A 15,796-nucleotide genomic window follows, 5' to 3' on the forward strand; every position below is an offset into this window, starting at 1 on the left:
TTCAAATTTGGATTATTTAAATGTATATAACTACAATCCGACTACTACAAAACATCTACATCCCTCAGCTATTATTGGAACAAACCAACTACATCATGTAACTTGCGGCATTATTAACCATACCTATGTATCAGAAAATCAGACTAGTAGCGTTATTGATATGTATCACCCAGTTTGTACACGCCGAAGGACTTGTTGATTCCCTTAATAAAGTGCTGGCACGTAAAGACATATCCCTGGAAAATCGCATCACCACCATGGGATTCCTGGCAAGGGCTAAATGTGTAACAGATATTGACGGGGCGCTACGCCTTGAAAAAGAAGCCATGCAGCTCTGCAGGCAATTGAACAAGCCAGCCACGACCGCCTATATCTGGTCAATTATGGTGTTGCTGGATTATTATCATCACAGAGATATACCTAAAGCTTGTATATCGGCGGACAGCGCCCTGTTCTATGCCCGTCAGTCACATGATAAACTGGCGCTGGGTATTGCCTGGTACCGCAAAGCATGGTCGCAAAACTTACAGGGGAATTACAAAGAAACGGTAGATTTTGCCCTGGAAGGTCTGAAAAACCTGGAAGGCACCGATGGATATACCTATGAAGCCAGCTTATATTATATCATTGGCGGCGCCTATGCGGAATGGCGAGACAAGCCCCAGCAGGAAAAATATGCCCGCCTGTGCCTAGCTGCGGCCGAAAAATGCGGAGATCCCGACAACCTCATTTCTGCTAATCAGGCGATGGGTACCTATTATCATTACAGTTTCCAGAATAATGGTACGGACAGGCATCTGCTCGATTCTACTTTCTATTACTATCACAGAGGCATCGACGTTTACAAATCAGCGCCTGACAAAGTGGTTTTTAAAAGCAGCGTAGGGGTAATTGCCCTGAATGTCGCCGGTTTGTATATGCAATACAAGATCGGATCATATAAAGATTCTGTTCTTCCCTACCTCAACTTTGCTATAAAAACGGCGCATGAGACCAAACAGGCAGCCGTATTGGGCACCTGTTATGGTATTATGAGCGATATTGAAATCGAAAACGGGCATTATGCAAAAGCAGAGTCTTTATTATTACAGGGCTTATCTTCCCTGCTCATAGACGGTATCGACCATACCAGGAACAGGTTACAGTTGCTGGAAGGACTTATCAGCCTTTATGAAAAAACAGGGAATTATCAGAAAGCCCTTCAATACTACAAAGACTATCACAAAGTATATGACGGCTTTTTTGATGCCGAGAAATTAAAGGCGACCAAAAACCTGGAAGAAAAGTATCAGTCTGAGAAAAAAGAACAGGCTATAAAAACGCTGAGTCAGCAAAACGCTATGAACCGTAAAATGAAATACCTCTATGGCTTTATCGGACTGCTGATGGTAGTGGCCGGGGTATATATTTTCAGGTCGTATCACTTCCAGCTAAAAGCCAGCAAACAGCAAAAGCAGCTGTTGCAACAGGAGAAGGAAGATGCCGACCTGCTGGCCCGCCTCAAACAACAGGAGGTAAAGCAACTCGAACTGGAAAAACAGGAAGCCGCGCTGACAGCAAGGGTGAAAGAGGAAGAAACACGGCGTTTACTGGCCGAGCAAAAGCTGTTGCAGGAACGTGAGGACAGACTACAAAAAGACCTGCTGGCAGTCAATTTGCAGATAGAGCAGAAGGATGAATTACTGCAAACCATTCAAAAAAAGATCGAAGAAAGCACGGATAAGAGTTTTGTTGTCAACAAGATCAATAACATTATCGATCAGAACAAAAAATCGGATGAAACCTTCGCCACCAATAAAGCTGATTTCGACACCATCCGTCCCGAGTTCTTCCAACAGCTTAAAGAAAAATCCGGCGATACGTTATCGCGATTGGATCTTAAACATTGCATCTATATCTCCCTTGGTCTGACGAATAAAGAAATCGCCCAGCGTTTTGGCGTTGCTCCTAAAAGCATTCTAATGGCCCGTTATCGCATTAAATTAAAACTGGGTTTAGGTAAGGATGACGATCTTGATGGCTTCATCAGAACACTCAGTTAATCAATATTGTAAACAGTTTCCGCCTGTAAATAAAAATTCTATGAGACGCTTCTGTACAATGGGCTACTTAGTATAGAAAGGCAACATGCGGGCGGGGATCGTCGCAACTTTGTAAGTAGATGTATTAGATGCTACCAGTTTATTGTAGTACCGGAAAATGTGGTATTGATTCTTTCTTTCACCTCATCCGGAAAATTATTATACTTCAGGTTAAGGTGTTCCAGGTGTTGCAGTTCAAAGAATGTTTCAGGTAGCCAGGCCAGACCATTAAAAGAGAGATCAAGGTATTTCAACCGCTGTAGTTTATGAATATCCTGCAGGTCTTCCGGCTTCATCCCTTCATGAAGGATATAGGAGAAACGTCCGCCGGATTCCGGTTGTTTGACCTGTTTAATCCATTCCAGGTGCTCGCGAAAATCTTCGTTTTCATCAGCTGCCATTTCGTTCATCAGGTCGAGGGTATCCTGGGTAATGAATTCTTTCTCTTCCTTGTTTCTATCAATTGCCAGGTGTTCTAATGTAGTGATGTCAAAGACTTCGGCTTTCCAGCCAAGGAACTTCTTACTGATCACCAGTTTTTTAAGCTGTTTAAACCCGGTGAAATTGGGAAAATTGGGCGAATGCGTGCGACTACCCGTCCATTGAAACTCCTCTAAGGTCTGAACATTCAGCAGACCTGACGGCAGCTCCTGGATATTATTCTCCCGGAAATCAAATCGTTTGAGGTTTTTCAGTCTGGTTATCACTTCCGGGAACGGAGCCGGCGCATTCACATGGTTATAACACCCATACATGCTCAGTTCTTCCAGCTTTTCCAAGCTGGCCAGACTATCGGGCAATGGTATTGCCATATAATCGTTCTTCAGGACCTGCAAATTGCTCAATGCACCAATAGCATCGGGGTATGCATCCAGGTCGTAATTGCCCCCCAGATCCAACACCCGCAGTTGCTTTAATTGACCAATGGCTTCGTGAATAGTTTTAATGCCACTATTGTACATATATAGCTCTTCCAGCTGCTGCAATTCACCAATGGCGGCGGGTATTTCGCTGATATTGTTCTTTGAGAGGATCAGTTTTTTAAGGTGCCTTAGCTTTGTGATAGCTGTAGGAAACACCTTCATTTTCTTCTCTGATAAATCCAACTCCACTATTTCATCAATATTGCCTGCAATCAGCTTTTCCAGTTCCTCCTGATGCACTAATCTTGTCGGTTTTGCCCCTTCCACAAAAGGCGACTGACCAGCTTTAACAAGCGCAATAAACTGCCACTCGTCGAACTCATTATGTTCGTTAAATGTAGCAGGTACCATTACCTGTGGCAATACCTCCTGCGTATAATCATACTCAAAGAAATCATTGTGATCGCTGTAGGTATTGATAAGAATAGCGCCCCGCGGGTTTATGCTGGAATCATGATCGGAGTTCAGTACGTATGGAACATAGGTTGTTCCTTCAATTCTGATACTGCCATCATTATAATTCCCAAAGAAGGCATATCTGATATGTGCATCACCGGCAATGTGGATCGTATCGTCACCACTCTTCAGCACATCGCAATGTACATCGCCTAATACCAGTAAAAGTGGATGATAGTCGCCGATATTAATATTTCCCTTTACGGTCAGATTACCGTTGACCATGATCAGCACATTACCCAGATCAGTGTCTTCATTTAATGTTTCCAGTATGGTTGTTGCCCAGTCTGAACTAAGATTACCATTAATGGTGGTATCTCCGTCAAAGTAAATGATCCTGTTATGATCCAGCCTGCTAATGGGATCATAAAGTTTCATATCAAACTGCTGATGAATTGCCTCTTTTGTAAGAAGGACCGGCATAGTGCGCTTTATTTATAGTTTATGTTTATCAGGGTATATTCAGGTGGTCAAAGGTAGGGATTTCATTCTTTCTTTAGCCATTGCCTGATCATCACATCATCGTAGCGATCGGCAAGGGTATACAGTAAGGGTTCATTTTGTGGTTATGGCGATAATAGATCGTTTACTTCCTGAGTTTAAACTTATTTTTCGATCCGTTCCTTTACGTCGAACTGACCGGCTATTACCTGGTGATGATCGATGATCAATGTGTCAGTCTGCAGGGTTTGTTTCACCTCCAGGGCATAGTCATTATAATATGTTTCTACCTTTGCAGCTTTTAAATTCCCTCCGATGATCACCGGTCCCTCGGTATACATGCTTGCACATTCGAAGTCGCCCCCTACAAATAACTGACAACCTTGTACATTGGAAGCATGTCCCTTCACGGTACAATTGCCTGTTACCATCAGCGAACGGATTTTCAGACTCCCTGTAACTTCCAGGTTGCCATGATGCACATAGTGCTCTGCAGCGATGCTCTTCACTGTCTTCTGGGCAGGCGCCTTTGTAATCGCATTTGTAATCAGCGAGATACAGGCAAAAACCAGTTCTGGATCCTGTACGGCTATGATTTCATAGAAATTGGCCAGTTTTACGGAATACTCCTCTATAAACAGGCTCTCGATAATGTTGTGCAGTTTTTGTTGTTGGTTTGCCGAAATGGATACCTGCGGTAAGTATTTCAGCATATTTTCCTCCGTAAGCTCATGCAGTTTCTTAGGGACAGGCATCCTTTCTGATTTTGTTTTTCCCATTACGTCCATAAGATATGGAAGCACTTCCCTGCTATAACGTGATGACCGGGCTGCAGCCAACACTGAAAAATCACGTTGAGATCTTCTCCTGGGATTCACGCCCTTTTCTTCAATCAGGAAGCGGACTATCTGCGCAGCGCCCTTTTCTGCTGCATGATATAGCAGTCCTTTTCCATTTACTTCATTAATGGGCAAGCCCGCCGACAAAAACATTTGAATGAGTTCAATGCTATCCGTGGCAACAGCTCTTTCCATCACTGATTTGTTCTTAAAATTAAGATCTACCCCCTCTTCTATCAGCATTTTTATAGCAGCCAGTAACTGCAGGTTCTCTTCGTGTACTTTATTCGACTTATTGAGGCGGATTTCTTCATTTTGCTCGTACTTATTGAATTGATGTCCAATGAATATTACCTCCATGCGTTGAATCAATCTGGCCAATTCCCATTGTTTTTCTATCATCTCCTGCTCGGTCATATAGGTTTTCTTGTTTATTATTATAAGTAGTTGTCCTCCCCGGTGGTATTCGTGCAGTCCTCGTGTTTGGTCTGGGAGGGAGGCGCTGAAGTGTTATCTTTTAACCGCTGTCAAAAATATAATTCCGCTGCGAGTCTAGTCACTACGGCACTACTACAAATCATCTACACGAGTTCAAAAATATAAATAACAAAAGTATACAAATACGCTTTATTTATAATAATAAAACATCGGGGTAGTGGAGATCTCCTTTACGGATAGGAGAACAGATTCGTTAAGGAAGAGAAAGGCCACTTATATATGCATTTGGGTTACTATTTAACGAGCCCCACCTCTGACCTATATACGCCCGGAAATTACTATCTACTAGTCACTGCATGTTCGTTACAGCCCTGTCTGTTTACCTTTGCAGGGAGTCTGTCACACCTTTAACCCTTTTAAAATTCCCTAAATGAAGAAACACTTCTACCTGTCTATTATCGCCTGCCTTATTTGTTTGAGCACGACCCAGGCACAAAATGCGGATCAACAGTATTACAATACAGTCGCATTAAAATTCCACTACAAGGCAACAAGTTTTGTTGTAGACACGCAATTTGTCGCTTCTGCTCCACAAGCCTTTCTGTTATGGAGCGCCAACGTGTACCAGGATTCCACAAGAAGTTCTTTATCGCTTGACCAGTTTGATGCCAGCGGTAACTTCATCTCCGAGCACATCGTACCACAACCCGGCAAACTGCTACCGTCACTGTTGCCAAAGAAAATCTTCCGCATGAAAAGCGGCAAGGGCTACTATCTCTTAGGCTATGTGATCCAGTCCCCTAACCTGATCAATGGCATCCCTGTGTATTCTACGCCGGTACTTCTGCGCCTGGACCAGCTGTTGAACCCAGTCTGGGTACAAAAGTTGCACTTCTCTGCCGTTAGCACAGCCAATGCCAACGCGCTCATTGAGTACAATGATCTTATCGAAGCCGTTAACGGCGATGTGATCATTGCAGGCAGGTACAGTCCGACTCCGGCTGGCCAGCAGATCAACATACTCACAACACGCCTCACCAGCGCAGGCGCGATTGTGTGGAACTACCAGTACTCCACCAACTCTACCTGTAACGCCAACGCGCTGGCCCTGACAGAGGCCACCGACAACAACATTATCCTGACAGGCTACGTTGAGCTGTGTACCAGCGGCTTTAGCGGACCACGCCAGGTACTGTTTCTCCGTCTCCAGTCCAGCGGTATTCCGGTGACTGGCTTCGCTTATCTTGGCGCTACAACTGAATCTGCGGGTACCAAGATTGTGAAACGTACCAACGTCCTCGGTAATGATGCGTTCTTTATCTCCGGCTTCACCGATGTGACAGCTGCCACCGGCGCGGTTAACAGACAGGTATTGATCCTGGATGTAAGAGAAACAGGCGCTATCACCGGTTCTTTCCATGTTGGCGATGCCGGGATAGAAGAATCCAATGACCTCGTCATCCGCAACCTGGGCAACGAAAACTACCTGCTCTATCTCACGGGCTTTACCACCAGCTATTACACTGCCGTGAGTAAAGAGGTATTTTTCCTGCAACTGCGTTATGTACCCGGTTCTCTGGGCCTTGTAGAGTTTAGTACCTTCCCGCAGACCGCCAACTACACCGAAAGGTATGGCCTGGAAATAAAGGCTGCCGGCAAGGACAAATTCGCGATACTGGCCAATGCCAACTACATTATCAACAGCACGAGCAATACCAGTACGTTTACCAACGTGCTTATCCGTGATCTCAGCACCACCAACCAGCAGTGTATCAAGTTGCATCAGCCACCGGTGAGTATTATCAATTTAAGTCCTAAACAGCTCTCGGTATCGCCGATCGCACTCTCTTTCAAACCGTATGCAGAGAAATATACCCTGTTCCAGAAAGTATATCCCAAACTGCTCTGTGGTCAGTTCTTTGTGAATCCATACGATGCACTCAATAGCGGCGTAATAGAGCAACGGGTAGCCGCACCAGCCATAACACCCGACAAACTGGAGCCGGCAACCAAGCATGAAACCGTCAACGTCTATCCTAACCCAGCCAGCAATTATGTGTTCATCGAATATGGTAAACCTATCATCACCAGAGTGCAGGTGAAAGTATTCGGTGCTGATATGCGCTTGCTGAAAACAGTGGAAATAAAGGACAACAGCAGACAAACATTGTCACTCGATGGCCTGCCCTCCGGCATGTACTTCATACAGGTGGGCGACCGTAGTAAAAACGAAACCTTTAAAGTCTTGAAACAATAAGGTGCTCCTGATTAAAATAAAAGCGGGCCTACGATATAATCGCAGGCCCGCTTTTATACTACAAAATCTAAATGCAGCTAAAAACCGCCATTTCCCTCAATGCCCGCTGCGAGGCTTCACTGCTGATCTCTGTGAACGGCCAGACGTGTAATTGACCTTCAAACAACATTATTTCCGCCCTCACCTGACATTCAAGTAAGCGTTTATACAAGTTGACAGCGTCATCTTCCAGGATCTCATAAGTACCACATAATATCAATACCGGCGCCAGCCCATGAAATTCCCCATTTACAGGCGACAGGTAAGGGTTTGACAAATCACCACCAGCAGCATACATAGCGGCACATTGCCTCAGATAAGCCTGTGATAATATTGTATCCAGTTTTTCCTTGTGTTCATAGCTGGCATTGGAGCAGGTAAGATCCACCCAGGGGGAAATAACGATCGTGTATCTTGCGGCTGGTCCGCCAGCTTCCCGCAGGAAAAGTTGTACGGACATACTGATATTGCCCCCTGCACTATCTCCTATGATACCAAAAGTAAGGTTAGGATTACCAGCAGCAAGTGTGGTTATTACCGCTACACAATCTTCAATACCGGCAGGAAATGGATATTCAGGAGCCAGGCGGTAGTCAATCGCCAGTACCCGTTTATTCATGGCCCGGGCAATATGACTGACCAGGGGTGCATGTGACCTCAGCGAACCATAGATAAAAGCGCCACCATGGATGTAAAATATAATATCATCTTCAGAAGCGTCATCCGGCGAGAACCAGGCACAAGGAACCCCTTCAATATTTACATCTCTCCTGTTGATGCCTTGCGCAACAGCATAACTGTTCCCAATAGCTTCAAAACCTTCCCGTTCTTCCTTAAATTTGTTCATTGGCATCAAGATTTAATGACGCAAAAATCAGGAGTCCGGCACTGGAAAAAAATAAGATATCTTAATTTTTTCCAGCGGCCAGGAGGTAACTTTTGGGAATCAGCACTTTAATCATTTCACATATGCAGTACGACAATATCCTACGGAATATCAGACGTTACGTCCTCCTGACACCCGCGCAGGAAGAAGCTTTCTGTGATTTACTGACCATTGAGACAATCAAAAGGAAGGAATTGCTGCTGAGGGAGGGGGATGTTTGTACAGATGAATATTTCGTTAACAAAGGTTGTCTGAGGCAATATTTTATAGATAAAAAAGGACTGGAACACAACCTCTATTTCGCCATAGAAGATTGGTGGATATCCGACTTATATAGCCGTACACAGATGGCGCCGTCCTATTGTAATATTATTGCGCTTGAAGATTCAGTGCTTGTGAAAATCAATCATCAGTCATTGGAAAAATTCATGACGCAGGTTCCTGCAATGGAACGTTTCTTCCGGCTTTCTTATGAGCAATCAATGGTTAGTCAGCATCTCAAGAACCTTCAGATGCTATATATGAGTGCTGAGGAACGTTATGTATACTTCCGGGAACGCTTCCCGGCGCTTGCCAACCGTATTCCGCAAAAGCATATCGCCAGCTTTCTGGGGCTGACACCTCAGTTTTTTAATACTATACATGCAAAAGTGCTACGTTCAAAATAGATAGCAGGCTGCTCCCACATGCTGTATGCACCGATTTTCAAGAGCGATCAAACCAAGCACTTACATTCCGGCAATGAGGTAGTTACACCGGAGCCTATTAGCTTCCTTGAATTGAGCATATTTGCGGACAAAAGTTTTGAACATCATCTGCCTGCCGGATGGAATGGGTATTTGCGGCGTTGAACAGCTTATAAGTCACATTCATCAGTGATTTAAAGCTGCTTTTCGATAGCCGCTTTGTCTACTACAGACCATACTTCCGTAATTTTCCCCTCCTGAAACTCATAAAACACATTTTCCGCAAATCGAATTTTCTTACCGTTTACCGGAAGACCCAGGAATTCGCCCGTGGGCGTACATCTAAAAGACAACCTGCACGCAACATAGGTATCCTGAACAACCAATAATTCCGGTTCGAAACGTAAGTCAGGAATGTCTCTATAATTACCAATAAGCATTTCGCGATAACCATCTATACCAAGCCGTCTGCCATTGTGAATTACATCAGCACTGACAAAATCCGCTAATTGCCGCCAATCTTTGTCATTTAAGCAGCCTAAGTAATTCAGATATATTTCTGTTAAATTGTCCATGGGAAAAAGTTAAGACTAATAGATAACGGCTTGTAGCAGCAATTATAACACCAGTTTAAAGATGCGGTTGGAAACGACTTTCTACCGGGCTTAGCATAAATCCCATATTCATCCTGACTAACGGGTGGTTTATCCTTATTCTGAATCCTCCGGACTCACACCATATTTATTCGCCCCGGAAGTACCGGATGCGAATATCATCCAAAGAATATAAAATGGAATAAGCTGCCATAACATATTTCTGTCCAGGTCATGACACCGTTTGGCGCCCTGCGCCAGCAAAAACCATATGACCGGGATAAAAAGAATCAGCAGCCATTGAAAATAAAGATTAGCCAGCGTACCAATCAGGCCCAATGCCAGCAGATAAATAACGAAGGACATGAAGTATTCCAGTCTCGTAATCCTCCAATTAAAAGAAAAAGGATCTACAAACATAAATAGCGGTTTTTAGGGGTTATAAAATCACTCTAACGGCGGGGAAACGGAAATGTTTAAGCGATACCTTGCAATAGAGACAATTAAGTAATACTACCTATGCTATAAAACATCGTTTTCACGTAAAATTTTAATAAATATGGCCTGTCGCCAGGAGTACTAAAAACATTACCTTCGCTGAAAGGTCCCAACATGCCTGCTTTGTTAAATCCGTTCTTGCTTTCCTCCTCTTCTCATTTTCAATATCAATCTGTAACGCCCAGGCCAAGGATGAGATTGCACAGCTATGATACAATGGAAAAAAACGCCATCAGCTCATTATTGACCGGACACCTCACTATGGTATGGGCGAAGAAGACGGTTGTATAGTAAAGAGAGGCATCAGACGTGATGTATTCTTTACTGATATTAAGGGAATGTTTGTCGTAACGAAATCATCACCGGTCAAACAGCTCAATGCTTAGTATATCGGGTATAGGATGCCCAGGGCTAATATACAACGTCGTAAGTTGTTTTGACGATACTATCTGCGGCGCAGTTTTTCTGGCTTAAAAGCCCCCGTATTTGTCGCGAATCCCCCCTATGAAATAGTTTATCCTCACTTACCTTTGGTTTCATGAGGACAGTAAAATTTGGCATGAACATTAGCCTGGACGGCTATTGTGACCACACCATCGGTAATCCCAGCGAAGAGTTGATGGACTATTTCACAGCCATGATGGACGACGTAGATCTGCTATTTTTTGGACGTGTCATGTATCAGATGATGTTTCCTTATTGGTCAGATGTGGCAAGGGACAAATCTGGTTCAGCAGCAGAGAACAGGTTTGCAGAGCGGTTATCTGCAATTGATCGCGTCGTGGCATCTACAACTTTGGATAGCGAGGACGCCAAAACGCGCATTGTTCGTAGCAATCCCGCAGAAGAACTGCTAAAATTAAAACAACAATCAGGTAAGAAAATAGCTATTGATACCGTAAGTATGTTACCTGAATTGGTGAAAGCGGGACTTATTGACGAGTTTTATCTGGTTATCCACCCGGTCATTGCAGGCCAGGGAAGACACTTGTTTCCTGCCGGAAGTCTGCATGAACTAGTGCAACTTAAATTGACAGAGACCAAAACTTTCCAAAACGGCTGTGTGGCGCATCATTATCTAAAGCAATAAAATATTATTATGAGAGCAATCAATCCATGGATCAACTTCAACGGCAACGCCGAAGAGGCATTTACTTTTTACAAATCAATTTTTGGCGGCGAATTCAGCAAGATCGTCCGCTTTAAGGACCTGGCAAGTGACGAATTTAAGGTTCCCGAAAATGAAGCGGATAAGATCATGTACATCGCTTTACCGATAGGCAGGCAAAACGTGTTAATCGCCAATGATGTGCCGGAGTTTATGGGTAAGGTAAACGAAAAGGAAAACAGGTCTAAAATAGTTGTAAGTGCCGAAAGCCGTGAAGAAGCCGACAAAGCATTTAACGGATTATCAGCAGGCGGTGAAGTTGAAGGCGGCATTGGTGATACGCCCTGGGGTACCTATGCGGGAATGTTCAGGGATAAATACGGCATTGAATGGATTGTGGAATTTGACCCGAATTTTTAGCAGACAGACAGGAGACCGTCATCCCCGAACATCGTGAGAGCAATCTTGCTTAGCCCAGTTGAAGAAGTTCCCGATATCTGGGGATGACGGCACAAATCCCTACCTGCTCAAAATTAACTACCTTCATTGTGGTAAACTATAAACACCTCCATGCGCGCAATTTTAATCGACGCTTATCATCAAAAGATGGAAGAAATCGTCCTGCCAGCAGAAGCAGCGATATTTCATCGGCATATAAAACAACTTCTTAATACGGAGGCAATTGACACGATACATCCTAATCAACTGCTTACCATTTTTTTTGATCCACTTGCCTTTGCTCAGGCAGGTATTCCAGGGTTTCATTCGGGGCTGATGGCAGCATTCCCATTCTTTGGTAATGCCATTTGTGTTGGAAGAAATCCAATCACTTATCAGGAGGAAGATTTACCCAGGGGATTTACTATTGATCATTTAGATATAAACTGGTATAACCAGGAAGCGTCAGAGGAATGCAGAAAGAAGGCCATGCAAATCGGTATCGATAATTATAAAAGTTAACCTTTGCTGTAATTGCACATACCGCCTGCTCATGAATGAGCATGATGATACCCATCTGGACTTAAATTATTCCGTCCTACCATTAACCTGATTTGCCACGGTCCTTTCTGTCCGCCGTTGCCTTTGCCCGGTAATTACCAAAAAAGTCCGTAAAATGTCGGTTTTACTATGCGGGGTGTATCAAAACCTGGTATCTCGTCGGCTGCCTTTATCCGGAGGTCCAAATTTGGACTGATTTAGTATATAATATGATTTGTTTTTTGTAATTTAAACCTGTGCCGCTTCTCTTGTCCGGAGATTGAGTCTTGATGCAGCGACAAATCCTATATGTTAAAGAACTCGATACCTAACCGATATTACTGTCCTAAACACCACGTATATGCAAAACATTCAAAGCAATAAGTTATTCTGGGCAAGTTGCCTGGCATTATTAGTGACCTCACTTTCCTTTGGTATCCGCGCAGGAATGATGAACCAGTTAGGGGTCGATTTTAAGTTAAATGCGACTCAGCTGGGTACTATTACGGCTACCGCCTTTTGGGGGTTTCCGCTGGCTATGGTCGTCGGAGGTTTTATAGTCGACGTCATAGGGATGAAACGCCTGCTCGTGCTCGCTTTTGTTTTTCACCTGGCCGGCATAGCACTTACTATTTTTGCGCAGGGTTACTGGACGCTGTTTTTCTCAACGTTACTGATCGGTATTGCCAATGGCACAGTAGAGGCAGCCTGTAATCCGCTGGTGGCTACTCTTTATCCGAAGGAAAAGACAACCAGGTTGAACTACTTTCACCTTTGGTTTCCGGGTGGTATCGTGATCGGTACGCTGGTGGTTACTTTGTTTGTTAATCTGCACCTGGGCTGGCAATTGCAGGTGGCTACGATGCTGATACCTACCCTGATCTATGGATATCTGTTTTCGAGGCTGGATTTTCCGCCTACGGAAAGAGTTTCATCCGGTTATTCCAGCGGTGACATGTACTCGGCAGTATTTACACCGCTTTTTATCTTTATGTTCGTCTGCATGTTGATGACTGCCATCACCGAGCTTTTCACTGGTCAGTGGATAGGTCTGCTGCTGAAAAACGTCACAGACAATGCACTTTTACTGCTGACGCTAACGACTGGTATTATGGTTGTGGGGAGAGCCTTCGCCAAGCCAATCGTTAAGAAGCTGGAACCACAGGGTGTACTATTGTTTTCTGCCATCTTCGCTGCGGCAGGTCTTTATATGCTGAGTACATTTACAGGCAGCTCGGTATTCCTCGCCGCCCTGATCTTCGGTATTGGCGTATGTTACTTCTGGCCAACCATGATCGGTTTTGTTGCCGAAAACATTCCACAATCAGGAGCACTGGGGCTTAACCTGCTGGGCGGGGCCGGGATGTTCGCCGTATCCATATATACGATGTTTATGGGAGGATTTTATGATGGTTTGATTGTTAAACATCTTCCGGCAGGTAGCACCCTGGCCACCTATGCGGCTGCAACGGAAGGTACCCCCGAAGCCGCCATGTTAAACGAGGCGAAAAACCTTGCAGGCCCTGAAGTATTAAAGATTACTTTAGTGCTGCCAATTATCCTGATTGTCGCATTTACTTTCCTGGTAGTTTACATGAGATCCAGAAGGTCAAGACAACTGACCGGCGCGCAAACTATTTAAAATAGCTGATAGCTGATATATACAAAAGCCCGGCTTCGAACTGAAGCCGGGCTTTTGTATACTTATTATTCTGATACGTTCAGGGGCATGTCAAAAATTCTTTTACACACATTCTCTGGTTCTGCCGTATGTCAATACCCTGGATTCTGAACGATCCGTGAATTGCGGTCTATGACATCCTGCGGAATAGGATTCAGATACATTTTTTGCAGGAACACATGCGGATGGTTTAATGGTACAACTTCATATTGCCATACGCCGCTGTTATTCGCGGGAATACTGTTGGAAATCTTCATACCATGTCTGTCATGGATCAGCAATTGTTCCGCTGTTTTCCAACGTATGAGATCATAAAACCGTTTGTTTTCAAAGCACAACTCCACGCGCCGCTCCTGGTGGATAGCAGTACGCATACCATCCTGGTTGAGTGCTGCTGGCAAATCCGGAAGTCCTGCACGGGCACGTAACTGGTTCATTGCACTATATACGGAGGCATCCGGACCTACAGCTTCATTCTGAGCTTCGGCGTATCCAAGCAGGACTTCTGCATAGCGGTAATAAATGAAATTTGCACCACTGATGGTTCCTCCGCCAGGTCTCACGAGTGGATTCAATCGTTTCTTGAAGTAATATCCTGTATTACTGACATCATCCGTACCGAAATCTATCTGATTTTTGGAGGGCCGCACTTTATCTATACGTGTGTAAATAGTATCCTGCTTGTCCATCCAATCCATTTTGTAAGGCGCACCGTCATAGACGATCCACTGATAGAACCTTGGTTCCCTGCCAATATAAGGGCGCTGGGGGTTATAGCCAGATGCAGGATCCTGTATACTTTTGCCATTTGCCATCTGAAACTGATCTATCAGTTCCTGCGTAGGATTATAATTGCCCCAGGTATAATAGGCGCCATTGATCCATACCGGTCCGCCATATTGTTCAAAGGAAGATCCCATAGTGACAGCTACTACCTGGCGGTCCCAGATCATTTCGCTATTGTACTCATTCGCTTCATACCATAGAGCTGACAAGTCGGAAAACAATCCATAAGGGTGACCGTTGCCAAATTGATCCAGGAATTGTCTGAAGGTGGCTGCGGCGGCGGCCCATCTGTTTCCGTCAAATTGCCCGTAGCCGGCCACATGATGAGGATCTGCGCCCGCAGCTGGTTGTGCTGCATTAAAGGCAGGACTGGCAGCGTATAACTGTATCCAGCCTTTTAAAGCCAATGCAGCCCCTAACGTCGCCCTACCTGCGTCAGCATCACCCCTGTTATACTTAACAGCCAAATGTGCATTTAAAATGACCGTATCGAGGTCGTTGGTAATAAAGTCGACCGTTTGGGCAAACGTGCTCCTTGGATAATACAGCTGGCTGCTGTCACCGGTGTTACGGTCGGGTACATTAGTAATAATGGGAAGTCCACCGAGGTGCATCCAGAGTTCACTATAGAAGAAAGCCCGAAGGAAGCGGACCTCGTCCAGACGTCTTTCTCTCCAGGCATCCGAAAAGTTGGCGGCATATGCCTGGACCTTCGCCATAAAGGTGTTGCATTTTCTGACGGCGGTGAAAGTGGCGGGCCAATTGGTAAGATCGCCTGATCCGGTAATGCCCCCCCATACCGTATAATCTGTGCCGGCAGGAGATACGATTCCCTGTTTCCAGTTGTAAGAGGTGTAATAGAACCCGGCATCATTGTCGTCGGTGAAATTATCCAGGTTCTCTGGTTGATTCCAGTAATTTGGCAAACTGCCATAAATATCATTGAGGAAGATATCGGCGTCTCCTTCTGTCGACCATTGCATTTCATCCGTTAATTGTGTCTTGTCCGTATTGTCCAGAAAATCCTTTGTGCAGGAAAAAAAAGGTACGTATCCGGCGAGCAGCATGATGTATATAATACGTTTCATAATAGGTCCTGTTTAAGC

General features: G+C 44.6%; 13 protein-coding genes. 7 read left to right on the forward strand and 6 right to left on the reverse strand.

Going from position 1 to position 15,796, the window contains the following annotated elements; all coding sequences use genetic code 11:
• Positions 1-125: 125 nt before the first annotated feature.
• Positions 126-2,042 (forward strand): helix-turn-helix transcriptional regulator, encoded by a 1,917-nt coding sequence (locus tag CPIN_RS22935; RefSeq protein WP_012792233.1) that lies wholly within the window; start codon positions 126-128, stop codon positions 2,040-2,042.
• Positions 2,043-2,173: 131 nt separating this feature from the next.
• Here CPIN_RS22935 and CPIN_RS22940 read toward each other — a convergent pair whose 3' ends face one another.
• Both CPIN_RS22940 and CPIN_RS22945 read right to left on the reverse strand, forming a co-directional pair.
• Positions 2,174-3,883: a leucine-rich repeat domain-containing protein gene (locus CPIN_RS22940; RefSeq protein WP_012792234.1), complete on the reverse strand. Its 1,710-nt coding sequence runs from the start codon at positions 3,881-3,883 to the stop codon at positions 2,174-2,176.
• Positions 3,884-4,065: 182 nt separating this feature from the next.
• A complete protein-coding gene (locus tag CPIN_RS22945; RefSeq protein ID WP_012792235.1) occupies positions 4,066-5,157 on the reverse strand; it encodes an ankyrin repeat domain-containing protein in 1,092 nt (363 codons plus the stop codon).
• A 451-nt stretch (positions 5,158-5,608) separates the two neighbouring features.
• On the opposite strand from CPIN_RS22945, the gene CPIN_RS22950 reads away from it, so the two are divergent.
• Positions 5,609-7,435, forward strand: coding sequence for a T9SS type A sorting domain-containing protein (locus CPIN_RS22950; protein WP_012792236.1), 1,827 nt, complete (start codon positions 5,609-5,611; stop codon positions 7,433-7,435).
• Between the two features lie 67 nt (positions 7,436-7,502).
• Here the strand turns inward: CPIN_RS22950 and CPIN_RS22955 are convergent, their stop codons facing one another.
• Positions 7,503-8,321, reverse strand: coding sequence for an alpha/beta hydrolase (locus CPIN_RS22955; protein ID WP_012792237.1), 819 nt, complete (start codon positions 8,319-8,321; stop codon positions 7,503-7,505).
• 122 nt (positions 8,322-8,443) lie between these two features.
• Between CPIN_RS22955 and CPIN_RS22960 the strand changes: the two genes are divergently transcribed.
• Complete coding sequence (locus tag CPIN_RS22960; RefSeq protein WP_012792238.1) at positions 8,444-9,028, forward strand: Crp/Fnr family transcriptional regulator; 585 nt, start codon at positions 8,444-8,446, stop codon at positions 9,026-9,028.
• Between the two features lie 212 nt (positions 9,029-9,240).
• Here the strand turns inward: CPIN_RS22960 and CPIN_RS22965 are convergent, their stop codons facing one another.
• Positions 9,241-9,621, reverse strand: a complete 381-nt coding sequence (locus CPIN_RS22965; protein WP_012792239.1) for an ester cyclase — start codon at positions 9,619-9,621, stop codon at positions 9,241-9,243.
• Positions 9,622-9,756: 135 nt separating this feature from the next.
• The gene (locus CPIN_RS22970) at positions 9,757-10,059 is read right to left on the reverse strand and encodes a DUF805 domain-containing protein (protein WP_012792240.1); all 303 of its coding nucleotides are present in this window, start codon (positions 10,057-10,059) and stop codon (positions 9,757-9,759) included.
• Positions 10,060-10,675: 616 nt separating this feature from the next.
• Here CPIN_RS22970 and CPIN_RS22975 point away from each other — a divergent pair.
• The 4 genes from CPIN_RS22975 (at position 10,676) to CPIN_RS22990 (ending at position 13,865) form a co-directional block, all read left to right on the forward strand.
• Positions 10,676-11,227 (forward strand): dihydrofolate reductase family protein, encoded by a 552-nt coding sequence (locus tag CPIN_RS22975; protein WP_012792241.1) that lies wholly within the window; start codon positions 10,676-10,678, stop codon positions 11,225-11,227.
• Positions 11,228-11,236: 9 nt separating this feature from the next.
• Positions 11,237-11,665 (forward strand): VOC family protein, encoded by a 429-nt coding sequence (locus CPIN_RS22980; protein ID WP_012792242.1) that lies wholly within the window; start codon positions 11,237-11,239, stop codon positions 11,663-11,665.
• A 150-nt stretch (positions 11,666-11,815) separates the two neighbouring features.
• Positions 11,816-12,205 (forward strand): hypothetical protein, encoded by a 390-nt coding sequence (locus CPIN_RS22985; protein ID WP_012792243.1) that lies wholly within the window; start codon positions 11,816-11,818, stop codon positions 12,203-12,205.
• A 379-nt stretch (positions 12,206-12,584) separates the two neighbouring features.
• On the forward strand, positions 12,585-13,865 hold the full coding sequence (locus tag CPIN_RS22990; RefSeq protein WP_012792244.1) for an MFS transporter: 1,281 nt from the start codon (positions 12,585-12,587) through the stop codon (positions 13,863-13,865).
• 131 nt (positions 13,866-13,996) lie between these two features.
• On the opposite strand, the gene CPIN_RS22995 is transcribed toward CPIN_RS22990, so the two are convergent.
• A complete protein-coding gene (locus CPIN_RS22995) occupies positions 13,997-15,778 on the reverse strand; it encodes a RagB/SusD family nutrient uptake outer membrane protein (RefSeq protein WP_012792245.1) in 1,782 nt (593 codons plus the stop codon).
• Positions 15,779-15,796 lie beyond the last annotated feature (18 nt).

The organism is Chitinophaga pinensis DSM 2588, from assembly GCF_000024005.1.
Classification (GTDB): domain Bacteria; phylum Bacteroidota; class Bacteroidia; order Chitinophagales; family Chitinophagaceae; genus Chitinophaga; species Chitinophaga pinensis.